Below are 18539 nucleotides of genomic sequence, written 5' to 3'. Positions count from 1 at the left end.
ATCCGCGGGTAGCGGGTGCTTTTGTGCGTATACGTACGGCTGTCTTGAATGGCTGCACATTGTGGTACACTAAAAGAAAAGTGGAATTTCAGCGGGACTCCGCTGTGTGATCATCCGGAGTGGGTCACAGGGTGAACTGAAATATGGACCTGATCGCCTGCTCGGACGTATACCTTTAAAAGATAATGATTTGACCGGTGGCAGTTAAGCCCCGCACATAAGGGAGGTTCTCAAGATGGCGCATCCACAACATCCGTCCGCACAGTTAGAGACACTGGAGCAGCTTGATGCCGCACTGGCTGAAGTCACGAAGTGGGAAAAAGAGCAGAAAAAGCTGATGATCTGGGACCGCATGTCCCGCCTGCCTTTTAAACTGCTGGACAAGATTACACCGAAGATTATTCACGATAAAATAGGCCAACTGCTCGACGAATTGGGCGGCTATATCCAGAACGGTGGCAACTATCTCGTAGCGGGCCGTAAGGTCGGAACCCTCGTGGCTTCCCAAAGTCAGGCCGCTGGCGGGTCGGAGCGTGGTCCTTATTCCTTGTCTATCATGGATGCGTCTGCACTTCAGCTCATCGAGACTGGACGGGAGACAGCGACCATTCAGGGGGCGACCACCGGAGTTGGCGGTGTGTTCACTCTGGCAGTAGATATTCCGGCCACTCTGGGTCTGTCTCTGAAGGTCATTCAGGAGATTGGCTTGTGCTATGGCTATGATCCGACCGATAAGGCGGAACGGATATTCACGGTAAAAGTGATGCAGTTCGCTTCCTCGGACATCGTGGGTAAGCAGGCGATCCTGGAAGAGCTGAACCTGCAAGAAGGTGGAAGCGGAGATATCCTTGAAGGCACAAACGCAGCCTTATCCAAGATTAAGGGCTGGCACGAAGTCATCACCGTATACCGGGATAACTTCGGTTGGAAGAAGCTGTTGCAGATGGTTCCGGTGGCGGGAATTGTTTTTGGCGCTTATACGAATCGCAAAACGATTGAGGATGTAGGCGAGGCTGCGCGTATGCTTTACCGAAAGAGAAGGATTCTGGCGCGGATGGCGGAGATGCGTGGAGATAGGAGCTTGGAGCTGTAAGCGTAAGAGTTCCAGATTGGAATCGGTAGAAACGGTTAATAAAGAAAAAGTCTGGGACAAGAGGGACCGGAAGTCCAGACATGCTACCTTAGTGAGTCCCGGGCCTTTCGCTGGAGCTACACCCCATGAAAGAAGATAGATTTTAGACATAGTATTGTATGCAAACAGATGGAGGGTTTTATGTTAATTCAGATTATTGGCGTAGGCAAATTGAAGGAAAAGTATTTGATCGATGGCATCGCGGAATATGCGAAAAGGCTGACGCCTTACCTCAAATTTCAGGTGATTGAGGTGGCGGATGAAAAAGCACCCGACTCTCTGAGCGAAGCAGAGGTGGTGCAGGTGAAGGGGCGCGAGGGCGAACGTATCCTCGCGCAGATCAAAAGCGAGGCGCATGTTATTGCGCTCGCGATCGACGGCAAGCTCTGGAGCTCGGAAGAGCTTGCCGGAGAGATCGACCGGCTCGGCACCTATGGGACGAGCCATGTTGTTTTTGTTATCGGAGGGAGCCATGGGCTCTCCGACGATGTTATGCGCCGCGCCCAGCAGCGCATGAGCTTCGGGCGCATGACGCTGCCTCATCAGCTCATGCGCCTGGTGCTGGTGGAGCAGATTTATCGCGCGGTGAAGATAAATCGGGGGGAACCGTATCATAAGTAAGTGAGGTTTTTAAAAAAGACCACCTAGAACGTTGAAGTGTCGACATTTTAGGTGGTTTTAAATTATTTTTCTCATTGTTTTTCCCATTTCCGTCCTTTTTCTTGTGTTGGTGGAAGTCTATCTCCGCTATCAATTTTCACTATTCGAGGTTTAGCTACTTCACCACCTCTTGGACCAACTTCTTTGTATTTTCCAGGAGGTTGGTTATCCATACCAGGCTTTTTTAAATCACTCATATATTATCACCTCCTCTATGACTATCATACCATTTTTTAATACAATTAATAATAAAAGGTAGAGATGATCTGTTATTAAGTATTGTTTATTTGGAGGAGATAAATTGGTAACTACAAAAGTTCTAAAAGAAGTATGGATAGAAGATAATGATTTGTTTTTTCAAGATTTCTCTCCAGTAGGAAAGTATTCATTTTTGTTTGAAAGATTTCTTTTTAGAGGAGAACGAACAGAAAATTTCATAAACTATTGCCCTCATCTTTAAGAGAAGATAAAAATAGTGTTGAAAGATTATATGGTTTTGCTCAACTAGGTGGAATGGATATAACACATCCACAATATAATTTTGAGTCTTTTTATCAGACAGCAGAGTTGAATATACTTATGAATTTTTATAAAGCAGCCAATTATAAAAGTTTGAATTTACCTGATGTATCATTTTTTAGAAGTCATAGTTTGGAAATGTTCCTGTCAATTGATACATTAAGATTTGAAATAATTTTTAGAGTTATCGGCATTAGCCCAACATTATGGCTTGCCAACAAGATTAATTGATTGGAGTAAAGATTTATATACCTCATTATATTTTGCGAGTTCTGGTGCAATTCATTCCAGTGATGATTCGAAATATATGGTTCTATATGCTTTAGATTATTTTACAATAGAATTTTTAAAGAGTACTAACGATAGAATACCATTAAGGCTAATAGTCCCTGAACACTATAAAAAACTAAATCTGAACTATTAAAAAGGTATATTAAGTGCATGGAAATATAAAACTTGTTATATTTGAGACTTAATGCAACAAAATCAGGCTCTTGGAAGACAACCTGAAGAATTATTAATTCCTCTTGTAAATAACGAGTCGTTAGATGTTCTTATTCAACAACATGTAGATAAAAATGAAATTTCTTGGGGAGGGGTAGGGGGTAAGGAACAAGAGACTTTAATTTTTAAGTTTTACATACCTATACCTATACCTATGTTATATAAAATTTATGATTATTTACTTAAGATAGGCTATGGGGCTGATAGATTATTTACAGAATTTGAGGGGATTTCTCAAATGTTGAAAGATAACATGGCTTATAATAAAAAGTTGAACCGCACTTAAACTAGTCACGGAGAGCTTTATTATAAGTAAAGGTGATTTAGATTTCTGGAACATTTAAAACAAGAGGAGGAATAGATTAAGTAGCTTCCCCCTCAGCTCAAGTAACTGAATAATTGATATCTAACTTAATCAGACACCCTGCAGTGTTCACGTAGGATTACGCCGCGATTATCTAATATTTACTATGTCTTCTTTCGTAAGTTCTTGGTATAAGGTAAGTTTTTCTTCGGCGAGAGAAATCATGTAATCAATTTCTTGTCGTCTGGATTCCAGTCCCATCAGATGCTTCTCAAGGATTTCAATCCGCTTTTTTAAGGTAGGATTATAATTAGAAGGATTCTCCCCTTGTTGAATTTTATCCATTACACAGCCCTCACGAGTAAATTCCGTAATCTCCTCAAGCGATAAGCCCAATTTTTTTAGTTTATTTAGACATTGAATGTAGGAAACCTCGCTTTCTTTGTAGACACGTGCCCCTCCATTACTACGCTTGGGTTCATGTAGTACCCCGATTTTTTCATAATAACGAATCGTATAAGGAGTTAATCCCGTTTTTTCTGACACTTGACTTATTGTAAGCATCCGATTTCTGTCCCTCCTTTTTAATGCTGATATTGAAAAATATTATACAGCTTTCAGTCAACTCAAAGCCAATGTTTACAATTGACCCTGACTTCACCCTGAAAAATCTCTTCTCTTGACTTCCAGTCGACTCTAACTTGTAAGTTAACTTTACTAATTGTTAAAGGGGTGTAACAATGAACAACGAATATTTCACGATTCAACAAGCATCGGAAGGTATCTGGGGTGCTATTTCTGTTCCAGGCAGCGGTTCTCTGGGGAATGCAGCAATTATTGATCTTGGGGATTTAACCGTTGTAGTGGATACAACCAACCTGCCGCATTCTGGTGCTTTGTTACGTCATACTGCTGAACAATTAACAAACAAACCGGTTAAATATGTAGTGAATACACATTTTCATGGAGATCATGTCAACGGCAATCAGGAATTTATGAAAAGCGAATTTATATCTACCGTTTGGACAAGAGATTTGCTTTCTGATATGGGTGAAGTGAATATTGATCTCATGCAGCAAAACATTCAAAAGTTAATAACTAGCCTAAATCATGTGCGTTCAAAGCAAAGAGATCCCCACATGCGAACTGAAATCGACTATGATCTTTCGGTACAGCGAGCCCTTTATGATGCCATCCCTTCCCTTTGCAGGGTGATACCCACGATAACTTTTGACGATAAACTCGTTATTCAAGGAACAAAGCGAACAATCGAAGTTTTATCTTACGGAGGCGGTCATTCTTTAAGTGATGCTGTTGTGTACGTTCCAGAAGAGCAAACTTTGATCGCTGGTGATTTAATATCGACTAAGACCATTCCGGTCATACCATACGGTAATCCATACGCTTGGATACGCATCCTTAAACGAATTCAAAAAGACCTCAAGGTCGATACTGTCATTCCGGGACACGGAGATGTATCTAATTCAGATCCAATCACAGATGTCATACGCTTTTTGGAGAATACGATCACTTATGTTTCTGGAGCTGTAAAAAGTGGGAAATCAGAGTCTTACTGGCTTGAACAAGGGGTATTAAAAGGCTATGAGGATTGGCATCTGCCCCAGTATTTCAGATGGAACTTTCGCTGGCTCTTTAACAGTATGCTTGTTCAAAACAACAGATGAGACAACAAGCAACACTGTTTGCAAAATAAATATAGAAACGAGGATAAGTATGAAGTATACCTTATAATTTACACGAAGAAGGCACCCATCGTGTGCCTTTTAATTTCGCTCAATAGATGATACGGTGAACCATACCACAAATAAGGGCAATTTTATTGCGTAAGGAAACAGCCGGGAAGACATGAAGGGATGGTGTTAATGAAAAAGAAGTTAGTACTTACCGGAATCGTAATTTGCTGCTTGGCGATAATATCAGTCTTCTTATATCACAAATTTAAACCGAGATACGTATTTGAAAATGGGACTTGGAATTACGTATCCTACGATGAGGCTGTTGGCAGAAGAGTAAGTCCGATTGACGTCAGAAAGGATGAATTCAAAACTTTAAAGTACAAGAATTTTGCAAGAGATAATACAAGTGTGTACTTTAAAAGTGAAGAAGTAAAAGGGTCTGATCCGGAAACTTTCCAGATTATTAGTGGTAAAGGCAGATATCGTTATGCAAAAGATAAGAACAATGTATATATTTACGTAAGTGATGACTGGTCATTAAATAAAGTAATTAATGCAGATCCTGATAGTTTTGAAGTATTGGAGTTTCCATACTCAAAAGATAAAAACGACGCCTATTGTGGGAGCTTACCACTTTTTGTAGACGATGTTTCTAAATTTAAAGTTATTGAGGGTACAGGCTTTGCAATAACGTCTTCAGTTGGCAGTTTCTTAGGTTCCGTAAATGACCCGAGAGATAAGTCTTCTGAGTATGAACATAATAAACACGAGTATAATCGTAAAAAATATGAATTCATTACTGACGTAGTTTTATACTCGGAAGACGGAGAGGCAAAAACGGATAAGCTTACATATAAGGGATATAGATTGGTAATAGATACTATATAAAGGTGAAAATGTAAAACCTTCCGTTACAGACAGCGCACTGAACCTTATCATATGTGGATGTTTATTCAATCACCGCAATCCGAGGAGGCCATTCTGGCCATCGGATAACGCTAGGGATTGGGGTGAGACCACCATGAAGGTTGTTGTTATATTTCTAACAGCGATAGAATCAGCGATTAGAGCCTGACTAAAGGGCTTTTTTCAAAGAGCGAATGACCTTGCACGGATTGCCTACAGCCAAACTATCTGGCGGAATGTCCTTCGTAACGACACTGCCGGCTCCAATCACGCTGTTCGCGCCGATCGTCACTCCTGGCAGGACTATAGCGCCTGCACAGATCCATACATTATCACCAATATTGACTGGGTGTGTGTATTCCAATCCCGCTAACCGTTGCTCTACATCCATGGCATGTTCTTCCGTTATAAGACAGACGTTGGGCGCAATAAATACGTTGTTACCAATTGTAATTTTCCCGCTGTCCATGAGCTTGCAATTAACATTGAGAAAAAAATTGTCTCCTACCGTGGTGTTGTACCCATAAGTGCAGAAAAGCGGCTGCTCCACAACGCAATTATCTCCCGTCTTTCCCAGCAGTCCGCGAATGGCAGTCCGTCGTGCTTCTTGGTCTAGCGGGTGTATATTGTTATATTCATATAACTTTTTCACGGTATCCGCACGGTCTGCGACAAGCTCAGGATCGCCAGGTTGGTATAACAGACCAGCATGCGATTTTTCTTTTTCGTTCATAACATCAACTCCTCTGTTCAAAGTATTTTATTATAAGGGATGATATGGTTCAACTATAAGATTACGCCATTGGCATTATCGAGATTGTGAGACAGAGATGGCAGGATGTAAATCAATTAAGCAAAAAAGGCACCCTAATCGGGTGCCTTTCGATTGTGCACTTTTGCCGAGACTCGCGGCGTGGATGAATGCCTTCATTGTTTTGACTGGCTTGGTGACTCTCTTAATGGAGTAGCTGTATAACTGAAATCACACTACCAGCTCATCTTTAATAGCAACTCTATTAGTACCGTTAGTCTTGGCGAGATACATTGCTTGGTCTGCTACGCGAATGAGATCGAGTTCCTTCATGCCCTCCACCCATAACGTACAGCCGACGCTGGTGGTCATCGGTAGTTGAAGCTCCTTAATTAGCATCGGTGACTCTAGTTGCCCGATCAAACGCTTAGCAACCTGCACTAAGTCGTCATAGCCGTTTTGCAGCCATGCTGCCACCAGGAATTCATCGCCGCCAACGCGTGCTAATAGATCGGTCTCCCGAACGGCTTGCTTAATTCGCTTCGCGAACTCTACAAGTACGAGATCACCGACTTCATGTCCGTAAGTGTCGTTGCATTGCTTGAATTTATTCAAATCGAGATAGAACACACCGAATGAGCCTTCTTGGCAGCTAGCCCGATTCATCCAGCCTTGGATGCGAGTGCTAAATCCTCTGCGATTCAACAAGCCCGTCAAAATGTCACGCTCTGTCAATTGAATAAGTTCGATCTCTAGTTCTTTACGTTTTTCGATCTCGGCTCTTAATTGAATCAATAATTGCTCATAATCGTTAAGAATACGAATTTTGTCGTCGTAGTTAATTTGTTTGCCTAACTCTGAGCCTAGGGCGAGCGATAATAATTGTAGCGTTTCAATATCGCGGTCAGAGAAAGCGTCGGAGCGACCGGAGATGACCTTCAACACGCCGACGGCAGTGCTGGAGTCAAACAGGGGTACGCAGACCATGCTCCGTGCGCCGACTTTCATAGTAGCCGCCTTGTCGACACGATCGTCCTGCTGTGTATCCGGCGAATACAAAATTTCTTTCTCTGTCACGCACAAACCCGACAAGCTGCCGTTCTTTTTTATTCGAATTCCAAGATGAGGCTGCAGGGTACCGCTGACAGCGGCATAAACCATTTCATCGTCCGCCAGCATTTCTATGGTAGAACCGTCGGCATCGGTTAATAGGCACATCCGATCGCAGATTGTTTGCATAAACAACTTCAAATCAAAGTTAGATAACAGCATCTGCTGTTGGACTTCCATTAAAACTTTTAGGCGATGGTTTTCAAGCATCTTCTTCCCAATTCCTCCATACTAAGCGTAGTAATTATTCGTCATGATTAGATAATATGCTAGCACGTTTAATACAGTTTGTCAGCCAAGCCTAAGCTTGACGGTAAGCTGGGATCGCTGCATCTTTTCGCGATGTTTAGTGAAGAAATCATGTGTTGAGGTCTTATCCCGCTCGTTACTGCGGATAACTCCGTTCATTTTGTGTCATATGACATTATGACACTGGCGGATTTGACATCAAGATCCTTAAAATACATCTACTACTTGGAAAGGATGTGGGCTCTTGATGGCCAGAACCGTTGTTAGCTTTATTCAAAACGGCTATTTCCTGCTGCTTACTTTCGTCACAGGAATGTTTTATTTCAGCTTTTATCTGGTCGCTCTAACCTTGGGCTTGAGCCTTTCTTTTACCGTCGCGGGCGTTCCTCTCCTGACACACGTTTTGCGGACGACGACCGCCTTCCTGCAATTTGAACGAGTACAGACCAAGATCTATACGGACATTACCACCGAGCCTTGCGTTAAATCCGCGAGACCCGATGTGTCGGGCTGGCTTCAAGCGAAAAAGGAGCTGCTGAACGTACGCAACTGGATCGCAATTGGCTGGCTGCTGTTGAAATTCCCGATAGGGATATTAAGTCTGATCAGTGCGGTCTTGCTGTACGCAGCGCCACTTGTATTGATTGCGGCCCCATTCCTCTATCGGTTTATCAACCTTTCCTTTATGGGGGTAGATAGCATTACCAAGGCCGTGATGGTGTCGGCCATAGGAGTCGTATTGATGATGGTGAGCTACAGGCTTGCGGGACGCTTGGCGCACTTGATAGGCGGCTACACGCGTCTGATGATCAAGCATGTGAACAGGTAGACGCTACTCCCGGATTTGCCTCGTATGCTGTCGGATGGTAGTTTACTCTATAGCGGTTTACTCAATACTAATTACGTAATGTCATACTGAAGGTCGTTAGGGGTTGATGGTTTTGTTCGATATGGTCAAGCGATGGTACTGGTACGACTGGCTCATGTTCATAATCCGTCTGATATGCAGCATTTCTCTCGTGTTTACGACTATAGAGCTGAAAGAATATTTTACGCTGCCGATAGTGGCTCTTATGCTGTGGCAGCTGATTGCTTTTTCCGTCCCATGGCTTTGCTTGCAGCTCGATTATAAATACTACCTGTTTACCGAAATCGTGATCTCGGGCGGGTTGTGTTTATATCTGGCTGCATTTTTTCCGCAAGCCTATTTTTCATTCCTGCTGTATGCCTTTTTAATTGCTGCCCACAGCGCGCAAAGGACTTATCTCTGGTCAGGGCCTGTATCCATATTGCTCCTGCCCGCCATAATCAAGCTGTTTGCAGAGCAGAGTGAATACTGGGTCATGGCCGTTCACATCGGGATGGCATATGTCTTCGGATTCTCCTTCCATTTACTCGTGCTCAATTTTCGTCAAGGTGAAGTTATCCGCGACCAAAATGCGGTGCTGGAGCAGTACCTGTCCCAAATCGAGCGCATCACGCTTGCCGAAGAACGGAACCGGCTGTCCAAAGAGCTTCACGATACCGTCGGCCATGCCTACACTTCGCTCATTATGGGATTGGAAACGTTGCGTCCTGAGCTGACAACGGAGACAGGGACGGAAAGGCTCGAATCCCTATTGAACCTGGGCCGCCAAAATATGGAGGAAGTCAGAAATTACGTGCATCAAATCGAATCGCCGCATGAGGCGCTCCCGCTGCTTCAGTCTTTAAGGAAGCTGGCAGAGGAGTTTCAGGAGCATGCTAAGGTGACGGTTCGTTTTCATGCCTACGGGGAGGAATACCCTGTAACGAAGCAAGCGAAGACAGCACTCTATCGCTGCCTGCAAGAGTCGTTGACGAATGCTGTGCGTCATGGAAACTCGACAGAGATTAAGGTATCCGTGCAATTTGAACCCCAGCAGACGAGACTTGAAATTCAAGATAACGGCCGCGGGATGGAGCAGGGGAGAGAGGGCTTCGGCCTCAGTGCCATGAAGGAGCGGGCGATGAACTTGCAAGGCCATGTGGCCGTCTATACGGAGCCGGGAGAAGGCACTCTGGTAACTTGTACGCTGCCCAGACAAACGGAGCTTAAGGATGAAGTCATTCGCCTGTTGGTCGTCGATGACCAGCCCTTTATCCGTGAAAGCCTGCGGACTCTGCTGGAGGAACAGCAGGATTTGCAGGTTGTTGGAACGGCAGAGGATGGGGAGCAAGCGATCGAGCTGTGCAGGCAGGTTCAGCCGCAACTGGTGCTTATGGATCTGGAAATGCCGAATATGGATGGAATCGCCGCATCTCGTAGGATAAAAGAATTGTGGCCCGACATCCGCATTCTGATTCTCACCACGTTCGAGGATACCAGACAGGCTCTGGAGGCGATGCGAAGTGGGGTGGACGGATACTTGTTGAAGTCCATGCAGCCGTTAGAGCTGGCTGAAACGATACGCACCGTCTACCGCAGGGGTACGCTGATCGATCAGGGCATGTCGCACAAATTGTTTGCCCAACTGGAGGCGGACAATAGCGGGGATGATCCTTCGCTAATCAAAGCGTCATCGGCCTATGAATTAACGCCGCGGGAGCTTGAAATTTTACAGTTCGTCTCCAAAGGGCTGCGATATAAAAGCATTGCTTCCAAGTTGTATTTATCCGATGGTACGGTTCGAAACTATGCATCATCGGCTTATATGAAGCTGGGGGTCCGCAACCGGGAGGAAGCGGTGCAAAAAGCCAGGGAGGCCGGGCTTCTGGAATAACCTAAAAGGTATGTATTATGGTGGCGGATGCCGGCATACGGAGTGATTGTGCTTCGTATGTCGGCATCCGCCATTTAGATTTTTAAAGGTCGTTTTTTACTTATTCAGCATTAGGGTTTACGTTCATTAACGTTTGGCAATTGGCAATGTGTAGTAATCAAATGCCAGATCCAATAAGGCACTCGCTTCCTGCCGCTTCAGTGGCTGCTTGGAACGGAAGTTGATGGAGCCGTCCTTATTGATCTGGGTATCCGGGTCCATGATGCCTTGGGATACAAGGGTTGTGATGGCTTTAACTGCCCAGGCATCCGTTTCGCCACGCAATGTAACCTTCTTGGTTCCAGGCTCAGCTTGTCTCAGGTTTTGGATCATAACTGCCGCCATCTCTCTAGTGATAGGAGAATTAGGTTTATAATTAGGCACTCCGGACAACATCTGCTTCTTGTTGGGTTCAATCGTATCAGGCATGCTTTCCCAGCCATGGGCGTGTAGCAGCAACGCTGAGAACTCACTCTGAGTTAACTTTCCATTCGGATCGAAGCGGGTAGCTGTCTTTCCGTTCATGATTTTTAAGGCACGGAGATTTTGAATATAAGACGCATACTTGCTGCCAGCAGGTACATCAGTGAATGGCAAATCTCTATTTAATTTTTGTGCATAACCCACGTAGTGCGGAAGTGCCATGTAATAGAAATAGGTGATTTTGCCGGCCCCATTTTTTTGAAAGGCTACTTTATTGCCGGCTTCATCTTCAAAGAGTAACGGGTGGATCATTTTCAGCGTGCTCTTGCCCAGATCTCCTGTCTCCGTAAACAATTTTCCGTTTGAATAGGAAACGAGGGTCCGCATGGATCCAAGACGCGTGTTTTGGTACAATCCCACGTAGTCCTTGGCCTGCTGCTCACTGATTGCCGAATAGGATGGCTTTGGAGCCGCTTCTTTTTTAGGATAGTAATGATTCATAAATTCCTCATACACGTCGAGACTCATCATAGAGTCGTTATTGTAGGACATGTAGAACGCTGTGTTTTTCTCTGGAAGAAGAACAATCAAGGACGAATGACCAGTCACATTTCCCCCTTTGATAACCACATGTTGACCATTCATCTTCTCTTTGAAGTAGCCTTCAAATCCGATGGTTGTGACAGGGTAGTCTTTGTCAGGGAACACCTGGTAGGTGTGCATTTGCTCAATGCTCTTGGCACTTAAGATTTGTTTGCCTTCATACGTTCCTTTGTTCAGATGCATCATAAGGTACTTTACCATGTCATCTGCGTTGGATACCATGCCGCCGCTAGGCCGATCGGTTGGTATGAATCCCTCCAAGGGGATTAGCTTGCCTTTAGGATCATAATGGGCAGCCATTCTGCTAAGCAGTTCGGGTTTAAACCGCACATTCGTCGAGTTCATGCCCAGCGGCTTGAAAATATTGTCCTCCATATACTGGGCGTATGATGTGCCCGCTACTTGCCCTACCGCATACCCCGCCAGTGTGAACCCAAAATTATCATAGGTGTACGCTTCCCCCGGAGGTCTGACAATCGTCGGCATATTCGCTTCAAGAGCCTCCTTCATCGGGTAGAATTGCTTCACATATTCCGGCTTCGATCCCGAGAGGATATCCGGTTTGTCAAAGCCGCTGGTATACGTAAGCAGATCGTACATTGTCAGTTTTTTGCCTGTTTTATTCGGTACCTTCATCCCTCCCAGGTATTCCTGGATATCGTGATGCAAATCAATTTTCCCCTTATCGACCAGCTGCATAGCTGCCAATGCCGTGAACTGCTTCGTCACAGAACCAATTTGGAAAACGGTGCTGCTGTCTACCGGAATTTTATTTTCCCTGTCGGCATAACCGTACCCCTTGCTTAATAGCACTTTACCATTCGAAACGACCGCGAAATTAGAGCCAACCGTATTATACTTTTTCATCGCATCCGCAAAAACGCCATCTGCAAAGGTCTCCAGTTCCTTGGAATCCCGCGGTCCCTCCAGTTGCTTGGCATCCTGCGGCGCCTTCAGGCTGGTAACCTCAGATGTAACTGGCGGGGGAGTCTGCGGGCTATTAGCTGCGTTCCCTACTTCCGTACAAGCGTTAATGACCGTACCCGTTAACACCAGAACAGTTAATAGTAGTACTGCGCGATTCTTGCGAATCCATTTCTTCGTGTTCTTCATATTCTTCGTATTCTTCATAAATGATGTCTCCTTAACTATTAAATTTGCCTTTTAACCATCGGCTGAGCCCAGTATCGCAAAGGAGTTGTCACACCAACAAGTTGCATTTCGTCATCTATGACATCCTGCTACCTTGAAAGCGTCATGTGACAATTCGGCACTAGGTTCATTGACAAGGGAGGCATTAGGATATCTGAAAGGGCGATGAATCATCCAGGAGACGAGGACAGTCTTCCTTGCCCAAAGCCATTAGAACTGGAGTGTGGACATCATCGCTTTCTTACAAGATATCGTTATCCAGTACGGTTACATTGCCATCTTTCTATGCCTTGCGCTTGGTATTATTGGTTTGCCTGTGCCTGATGAAGTTCTCATGACGATTGTTGGCTATCTTTCTTCCATTGGGCTGCTTTATTTTCCGATATCCCTTGTGGTTAGCGTCCTTGGGGCTATGAGTGGCATGTTGTGCAGTTACGCCCTTGGGCGGAAATTCGGCAAGCCGTTGCTATGGAAGTATGGAAAATGGGTCAGGCTCACGACCAAAAGGTTAGAGAAAACAGAGAGCTGGTTTCAGCGCTACGGCCCCTGGGCAATATGCATCGGCTACTATATTCCAGGGTTCCGCTATCTGACTTGTTATCTGGCAGGGATGAGCGCCATGAACCCGCGGAAATATATACTCTACTCGGGCCTCGGAGCCCTATGCTGGTGTGCGATTTTTATTTCAATTGGGTATTTTCTGGGGGGGACTATTGATTTTTCGAATGATCATGGTTCTTTTTTGGGGTTGTTTTACTCCAGGCAATAGAGGGATCTCAAAAGAGCTAAATATTTGGCAGCAAAAGATGTAGAAGATGTAGAAGATGTAGAAGATGTAGAAGATGTAGTCAGCTTTCCTTAAGAAAGGAAGGGCCATATGCTTGAATAAGCTGGATTTTCAGGACAAAATCGAACTGTTGCGCGGCGAGTTACACGATTTGGCGGATAGATCAGGAATTACTTCAGGAGTAGTTCTGTTGAAGTCTCAAGAGTTGGACAAGCTGCTGAATGAGTACAGCCTAATGTTGGGGATGGAAGAGTAGGTGGGCAGTTGTGCAGTTAAAGAATACATTCGGATTGGGGAATTGTTCGACTCTCCTATTGTTGTGTTGAACGCCAAAAATGAATTTCAATTAAATGAAGTCGAGATGAAATAAGATAGATAAAAGAGAATAGCACGAATTGCACTGTGCAGTGCGAGTCTGGCGAAAAGTGAACTAAAACCTTACTTGAGTACAGGTTTAAGAGGAGATTTCAACTTGTTTACTCTGAAAGATTGCTATCGCTGTATTTCCGGGATCAAGGTTATGACGGTCCGTGAATTGGTGGGCGCCAAAAGAAATCATGATTATATCTTGACTCTGTTGGTCACTGCTTCTGATCTTACAGCAGATGCGAAACGGGAAGTGGAGCAATTCAAAGTTGATTACTGGCATGGTGGTCTCGTAGAGAACGAGCTCCGCGCCTGGGGCAAATGGCAGCTCGAAAAAATCAGAACATAGACAAGGGAAGCAGCCACGGCTACAGTTAAAGCCATAACTTGAGGATGCGGTGCCTCAATGGTTGAGCACAAGAATAAGGAAGGTGTGTCTTCACCCGACCATGGAAGCATATGGTTCAACCTTCTATTGTAGGTTACAATCGGAATATATTGAGTAATGATATGTAATACTCCGTTATGGAGATGACAGGAGGCCGGATACGTATGACCGTATTGCAAATACAAAGTGAAGCTGGAAAAAGCGATGCTGCATCGTCATCAGTGGAACTGGAGCTGATGGCTGGACAGTGTGCGGTGGTGCAGTGTAATTATGAGCATGGCCGTCAGTTTATCCGCTCCGTTCTGGGTGAGTCGTCTGGGCTTGGAATCCAGGCTCTCTACCGCGGTGAGCGTCTGCGGATGAACCGTTCTGAAATCGTGCATCGCGTCGGCTGCTGCTTTTTGGATGACGGATTATATGATCGAATGAAGGTAGCCGATTATTTGACCTTTTTGGGACGGCTATACACCACTCGAATGCCGGCTAGTGAACTGTTGACGCTGGTGGGGCTTGAAGGCCATGCCAAGGTGTTAATCTCCAGACTCAGCTATTCTGAGAAACGGCTGCTTAACTTGGCACGAAGTCTCATCCATAATCCTGAGCTTGTTATATGGGAGAACCCGGAGCAAAATCTCGATCTTGAGAGATGTATCATTCTCAGAAAATTGATCACCGCTCTTGTCGATCGTGGCAAAGCGATACTCGTTACTTGTTCGACGATGGAGCAGGCCATGTTCCTTTCCGAGCATATCTACCGGTTAACGGAGGGAGGACTATACCCGGTTACGACGCAGGACGAACCGGAAGCCTCTGAGCAGACCGTGCAAGGGACAGAAGAACTCGATCCAGAAAGTGAACCAAATGTTTCACGTGTAACGGTGGCCAAGCTGGAAAAGCTGATGATCAAAGCGGATGACAAATTTGTCTTCGTAGACCCGGCGGACATTTATTATATTGAAAGCAGCGATGGGCTATCGCATATCCATACAAGCATAGGTGACCTCACGACGGCGTGGACATTGACAGAACTGGAGGAGAAGCTTGCCCCTTATCAGTTCTACCGCTGCCATCGTTCCTACCTCGTAAATCTTAATCATGCGTCCGAATTGATTACTTGGACACGCAACAGCTACAGCTTAGTTATCCGTGACGACAAGAAGTCAATGATCCCGATGTCCAAGACCCGATTTGAAGAAATCAAGAATATTGTGGGGCTGTAGCGCCTGATTGTTCAACCCTGAAATGACTCCATTCATCCCCCTGACTGCGCTTTTCATGGGGGATTTATTGCTGTTTGGCCTTATTCGCGATAGTCTTGCCGTGAGCTTGAAAAGGCTACTAAGCAATAGTGGGTGAATCGTCATGGAAAGCATCATCGAGGTAGATAATCTTGCGAAAATGTACCAAAAGAAGCAGGCGCTGAAGAATCTTAGCTTCCAGGTGCAGAAAGGAGAAATATTCGGATTTCTTGGACCCAGCGGCTCAGGGAAAACAACGACGGTGAAGATACTGACTTCTCAACTACGCTTTACATCCGGAAGGGTAACGGTATTTGGAATAGCTCCAGACCGCAGCAGCAAAGCAAGTTACTTGGGGCGAATCGGAATTCTGACAGATAATAGCGGCCTATATGATCGTCTTAGCGTCTATGACAATCTGGTTCTGTTCTGCCGTTTGTATGGCGTACCTGAAAAGTCGCTTGAAGGTGTGCTCGATGCTGTGAATCTCTCGGCTGATCGAAATACGTTGGTGCAGCGGTTGTCCAAGGGGATGAAGCAGAGAGTTACACTGGCCAGGGCCATTCTTCACCGCCCGGAGATTCTGTTCCTCGATGAGCCGACATCTGCACTCGATCCGGTCAATGTCCTGCAGATTCATGAGACCCTGCGGCGGTTAAACCGGGAGGGGACGACGATCTTCCTGACTACGCACAACATGCAGGAGGCGGAAGCGCTGTGCGATCGGGTTGCTTTTTTGAACAATGGCGAAATTTCTGCGCTGGATACCCCGTTGCAGTTAAGACTGCAACACGGGGACCAGACCATTACCCTGACGACACCGGAGGGCCCGGAGATTGTAGGAAAGAATGCAGCAGGGGCGATCCGTATTAACGAGTTGATCCGCAGTGGAGAACTGCTGGCGATTCACTCGAATGAGCCGACGCTCGGTGATATTTTTGTAAAATTGACAGGGAGGGGCCTGGAATGACATTCTCACTAAACCGACTGCTCGCCATCGCCGGGAAGGAGTGGAAGGACTCTGTTAAGAACCCGCAAATTCTGCTTATGGCAGGCATGCCCATTGTTCTCTCCATCTTAATGAAAGGACAGAAGGCATTGTCTGAGGGCGGTACCATCGATCACTTTACCATGCCGATTATGATTGCCATCTCGGTGGTCGGTGCTTTTGTTCAGGCTCTTATGATCTCGGAGGAAAAGGAAAAGAACACCCTGCGTGCGCTGATGCTGTCTCCGGCCTCGCCGGTGGAGGTATTGCTGGGCAAAAGTACAATGACCACCGTGTATACGATTGTTGTCATGGCTGTGTGTATGCTGATTACAGGAGTTCCGGCGATAAATCTAGGGTACCTGGTATTATTCATTCTGCTTCTGCTGGTGATTTTTATGGCTTTGGGCACATCTATCGGTCTGATCTCTCGAACGGCGTCCGAAACGTCCATTGTGGGGCTTCCGATCCTGTTGTTTTTTGTTTTTGGCCCCATTTTCGCGCCTGGGCTGAAGGTGCCCTTCGTTATGGATGTGATTGGCTTCATTCCTTCGTATCATTTCATGGAGGGATTGTCGGCTCTTGTTCTAGACAAGGGGATGGAGCAGCTCTGGTTGAGCCTTGGCAACTTGCTAGTATGGACGGTTCTTTCCATGGTGCTGGTCTTCTTAATTTACGGTGGCAAACGTTTTGACAAGTAGCGTCACTGACGGACTTTGCAAGGGGAGGAGGCTTCGTATGAGCAAGGGGACGAAAAATGTAATCCTAGGCGTGATCGTACTCGCTGTCGTATTGTTGATCAAATGGCTTTGGCTCCCGGACGGGATTATCGGTTTTTTGTTTGAGAGGGAGTAGGGGCGATTAGCTAAGAAGGTTCCATGTTAAAAATGTGCTTGATAGCCTGAAGAAAAAGAGGAGAAAACAAGGTTGGAGGCGTAAGCATAACTTGCGGATGAGGGCCCCAATGGTGGAGTGCAAGAATAAAGAAGGTGTGACTTTCTGGGCTGTATACAATACCAGAATGGAGAATAACATATTGCTTCTAAGAAACTCTATCATCATAAGCTGAACATTTATACAATCAAATCCGATAAAATAAAGGCATGATACCCAATCGATTTGCGTAAAAGGAGATTCTGTATGTCTGCTAAACTAGTAAAAAATATCATCGTGCTTTGTTTGGTCTTCGTATTCTTACCAGCGACGTCCATTTGGGCTGCATCCATCATTACGGACCCTACTTTGGCGAAAGCCATTCGGGCAGAATTGAAGCTGCCGGCGAATAAAGAGCTGAAGGCGGCTGATTTGCAGCAGTTGCAGTCTTTATACCCTCCGGAGTCCAAGTCCAAAATTACCAGTCTACAAGGTCTTGAAAATGCCGTTAATATGCAGAGCTTATTTCTGCCCGGCCATAAGATCAGGAATCTAACACCGCTGAGCAAGCTTAAAAAGTTATCGTTTCTAGCTGTTGAAGGAAATCAGATCTCTGACCTTTCACCGATTTCTGGTTTAGGTTCTCTGAAGACTCTGACCGCTGACGATAACAAGATAAAAAGTCTGGCTCCGCTAAAAAATCTGACTAAGCTGACCGATCTTCTTGCCAGCAACAATCAGGTGGAGGATCTAAGTCCCATTCAGAAATTGAAGTTAGAATGGCTCTTACTGAGCGGCAATAAAATTCAAGATTTGACACCACTAAAAAATCATCCAACATTGAAGCATCTCTATCTGGATGATAACCTCATCCGTGATATTGCAGTGCTATTAACGATGCCGCAATTAAAAGAAGTGTCTTTAGCCAACAACCCGTTAAATGAGCAAGCTAAACAGGTTATCGAGCAACTGGAGAACAAGGGTGTCATAGTAGATTTAACAAGTAACAATGCAACCAAGCCGGAGTAGACTTAGGTTTCCAGCACAGCTGAAACAAAAAATAGGCGAGAGGGAAGCTAATACTTTCCCCTTCGCCTATTTATTTTCAA

21 protein-coding genes are annotated in these 18539 nt (G+C 45.2%); 16 read left to right on the top strand and 5 right to left on the bottom strand.

Annotation, left to right across the window (positions count from 1 at the left end):
* Positions 1 to 235: 235 nt before the first annotated feature.
* Positions 236 to 1093 carry an EcsC family protein gene (locus tag ACFRAM_RS15930; protein ID WP_379466662.1) on the top strand — a complete coding sequence of 286 codons (858 nt, stop codon included), beginning with the start codon at positions 236 to 238 and terminating at the stop codon, positions 1091 to 1093.
* A 180-nt stretch (positions 1094 to 1273) separates the two neighbouring features.
* Complete coding sequence (rlmH, locus tag ACFRAM_RS15925; protein WP_066377914.1) at positions 1274 to 1753, top strand: 23S rRNA (pseudouridine(1915)-N(3))-methyltransferase RlmH; 480 nt, start codon at positions 1274 to 1276, stop codon at positions 1751 to 1753.
* A 71-nt stretch (positions 1754 to 1824) separates the two neighbouring features.
* On the opposite strand, the gene ACFRAM_RS15920 is transcribed toward rlmH, so the two are convergent.
* Positions 1825 to 1989, bottom strand: coding sequence for a YjzC family protein (locus tag ACFRAM_RS15920; protein WP_379466661.1), 165 nt, complete (start codon positions 1987 to 1989; stop codon positions 1825 to 1827).
* A gap of 247 nt (positions 1990 to 2236) precedes the next feature.
* On the opposite strand from ACFRAM_RS15920, the gene ACFRAM_RS15915 reads away from it, so the two are divergent.
* The 3 genes from ACFRAM_RS15915 to ACFRAM_RS15905 are packed head-to-tail and all read left to right on the top strand — an operon-like array spanning position 2237 to position 3101.
* The gene (locus tag ACFRAM_RS15915; protein WP_379466710.1) at positions 2237 to 2542 is read left to right on the top strand and encodes a hypothetical protein; all 306 of its coding nucleotides are present in this window, start codon (positions 2237 to 2239) and stop codon (positions 2540 to 2542) included.
* Positions 2523 to 2735, top strand: a complete 213-nt coding sequence (locus ACFRAM_RS15910; protein WP_379466660.1) for an FRG domain-containing protein — start codon at positions 2523 to 2525, stop codon at positions 2733 to 2735. The genes ACFRAM_RS15915 and ACFRAM_RS15910 overlap by 20 nt, the downstream gene beginning before the upstream one ends.
* A 51-nt stretch (positions 2736 to 2786) precedes the next feature.
* Positions 2787 to 3101 (top strand): hypothetical protein, encoded by a 315-nt coding sequence (locus ACFRAM_RS15905; protein WP_379466659.1) that lies wholly within the window; start codon positions 2787 to 2789, stop codon positions 3099 to 3101.
* A 168-nt stretch (positions 3102 to 3269) separates the two neighbouring features.
* On the opposite strand, the gene ACFRAM_RS15900 is transcribed toward ACFRAM_RS15905, so the two are convergent.
* Positions 3270 to 3683 (bottom strand): MerR family transcriptional regulator, encoded by a 414-nt coding sequence (locus tag ACFRAM_RS15900; RefSeq protein ID WP_379466658.1) that lies wholly within the window; start codon positions 3681 to 3683, stop codon positions 3270 to 3272.
* 176 nt (positions 3684 to 3859) lie between these two features.
* Here ACFRAM_RS15900 and ACFRAM_RS15895 point away from each other — a divergent pair, with 176 nt between their 5' ends.
* Both ACFRAM_RS15895 and ACFRAM_RS15890 read left to right on the top strand, forming a co-directional pair.
* A complete protein-coding gene (locus ACFRAM_RS15895; RefSeq protein WP_379466657.1) occupies positions 3860 to 4804 on the top strand; it encodes an MBL fold metallo-hydrolase in 945 nt (314 codons plus the stop codon).
* A gap of 198 nt (positions 4805 to 5002) precedes the next feature.
* Positions 5003 to 5704: a DKNYY domain-containing protein gene (locus ACFRAM_RS15890; protein WP_379466656.1), complete on the top strand. Its 702-nt coding sequence runs from the start codon at positions 5003 to 5005 to the stop codon at positions 5702 to 5704.
* Between the two features lie 187 nt (positions 5705 to 5891).
* Here the strand turns inward: ACFRAM_RS15890 and ACFRAM_RS15885 are convergent, their stop codons facing one another.
* Together ACFRAM_RS15885 and ACFRAM_RS15880 are read right to left on the bottom strand one after the other, a co-directional pair.
* Positions 5892 to 6455, bottom strand: a complete 564-nt coding sequence (locus tag ACFRAM_RS15885; RefSeq protein WP_379466655.1) for a sugar O-acetyltransferase — start codon at positions 6453 to 6455, stop codon at positions 5892 to 5894.
* Between the two features lie 249 nt (positions 6456 to 6704).
* Positions 6705 to 7793: a sensor domain-containing diguanylate cyclase gene (locus tag ACFRAM_RS15880; RefSeq protein ID WP_379466654.1), complete on the bottom strand. Its 1089-nt coding sequence runs from the start codon at positions 7791 to 7793 to the stop codon at positions 6705 to 6707.
* 286 nt (positions 7794 to 8079) lie between these two features.
* Here ACFRAM_RS15880 and ACFRAM_RS15875 point away from each other — a divergent pair, with 286 nt between their 5' ends.
* Both ACFRAM_RS15875 and ACFRAM_RS15870 read left to right on the top strand, forming a co-directional pair.
* Positions 8080 to 8661 carry a sensor domain-containing protein gene (locus ACFRAM_RS15875; RefSeq protein WP_379466653.1) on the top strand — a complete coding sequence of 194 codons (582 nt, stop codon included), beginning with the start codon at positions 8080 to 8082 and terminating at the stop codon, positions 8659 to 8661.
* Between the two features lie 121 nt (positions 8662 to 8782).
* Positions 8783 to 10573: a response regulator gene (locus ACFRAM_RS15870; protein ID WP_379466708.1), complete on the top strand. Its 1791-nt coding sequence runs from the start codon at positions 8783 to 8785 to the stop codon at positions 10571 to 10573.
* Between the two features lie 126 nt (positions 10574 to 10699).
* Here the strand turns inward: ACFRAM_RS15870 and ACFRAM_RS15865 are convergent, their stop codons facing one another.
* Entirely contained in the window at positions 10700 to 12751 is a 2052-nt protein-coding gene (locus ACFRAM_RS15865) for a serine hydrolase domain-containing protein (RefSeq protein ID WP_379466707.1), read from the bottom strand.
* Between the two features lie 271 nt (positions 12752 to 13022).
* Between ACFRAM_RS15865 and ACFRAM_RS15860 the strand changes: the two genes are divergently transcribed.
* The 7 genes from ACFRAM_RS15860 to ACFRAM_RS15830 all read left to right on the top strand — a co-directional run bounded on the left by ACFRAM_RS15860 (position 13023) and on the right by ACFRAM_RS15830 (position 18459).
* Positions 13023 to 13559 (top strand): DedA family protein, encoded by a 537-nt coding sequence (locus tag ACFRAM_RS15860; RefSeq protein WP_379466706.1) that lies wholly within the window; start codon positions 13023 to 13025, stop codon positions 13557 to 13559.
* Positions 13560 to 13671: 112 nt separating this feature from the next.
* Positions 13672 to 13833, top strand: coding sequence for a Spo0E family sporulation regulatory protein-aspartic acid phosphatase (locus tag ACFRAM_RS15855; protein ID WP_379466652.1), 162 nt, complete (start codon positions 13672 to 13674; stop codon positions 13831 to 13833).
* Between the two features lie 216 nt (positions 13834 to 14049).
* Positions 14050 to 14292, top strand: coding sequence for a restriction endonuclease (locus ACFRAM_RS15850; RefSeq protein WP_379466651.1), 243 nt, complete (start codon positions 14050 to 14052; stop codon positions 14290 to 14292).
* A 203-nt stretch (positions 14293 to 14495) separates the two neighbouring features.
* Positions 14496 to 15551 carry a LytTR family transcriptional regulator DNA-binding domain-containing protein gene (locus ACFRAM_RS15845; protein ID WP_379466650.1) on the top strand — a complete coding sequence of 352 codons (1056 nt, stop codon included), beginning with the start codon at positions 14496 to 14498 and terminating at the stop codon, positions 15549 to 15551.
* 142 nt (positions 15552 to 15693) lie between these two features.
* On the top strand, positions 15694 to 16539 hold the full coding sequence (locus tag ACFRAM_RS15840; RefSeq protein ID WP_379466649.1) for an ABC transporter ATP-binding protein: 846 nt from the start codon (positions 15694 to 15696) through the stop codon (positions 16537 to 16539).
* Positions 16536 to 17258 (top strand): ABC transporter permease, encoded by a 723-nt coding sequence (locus tag ACFRAM_RS15835; protein WP_175373462.1) that lies wholly within the window; start codon positions 16536 to 16538, stop codon positions 17256 to 17258. The genes ACFRAM_RS15840 and ACFRAM_RS15835 overlap by 4 nt, the downstream gene beginning before the upstream one ends.
* Before the next feature lie 439 nt (positions 17259 to 17697).
* Entirely contained in the window at positions 17698 to 18459 is a 762-nt protein-coding gene (locus tag ACFRAM_RS15830; protein WP_379466648.1) for a leucine-rich repeat domain-containing protein, read from the top strand.
* Positions 18460 to 18539: the final 80 nt, after the last annotated feature.

It is taken from the genome of Paenibacillus sp. NPDC056722 (genome assembly GCF_042790635.1).
Classification (GTDB): Bacteria; Bacillota; Bacilli; order Paenibacillales; family Paenibacillaceae; genus Paenibacillus_AQ; species Paenibacillus_AQ agri.
The sequence above is the reverse complement of the archived record's forward strand: the minus strand, read 5'-3'. Positions and strand labels throughout refer to the sequence as shown.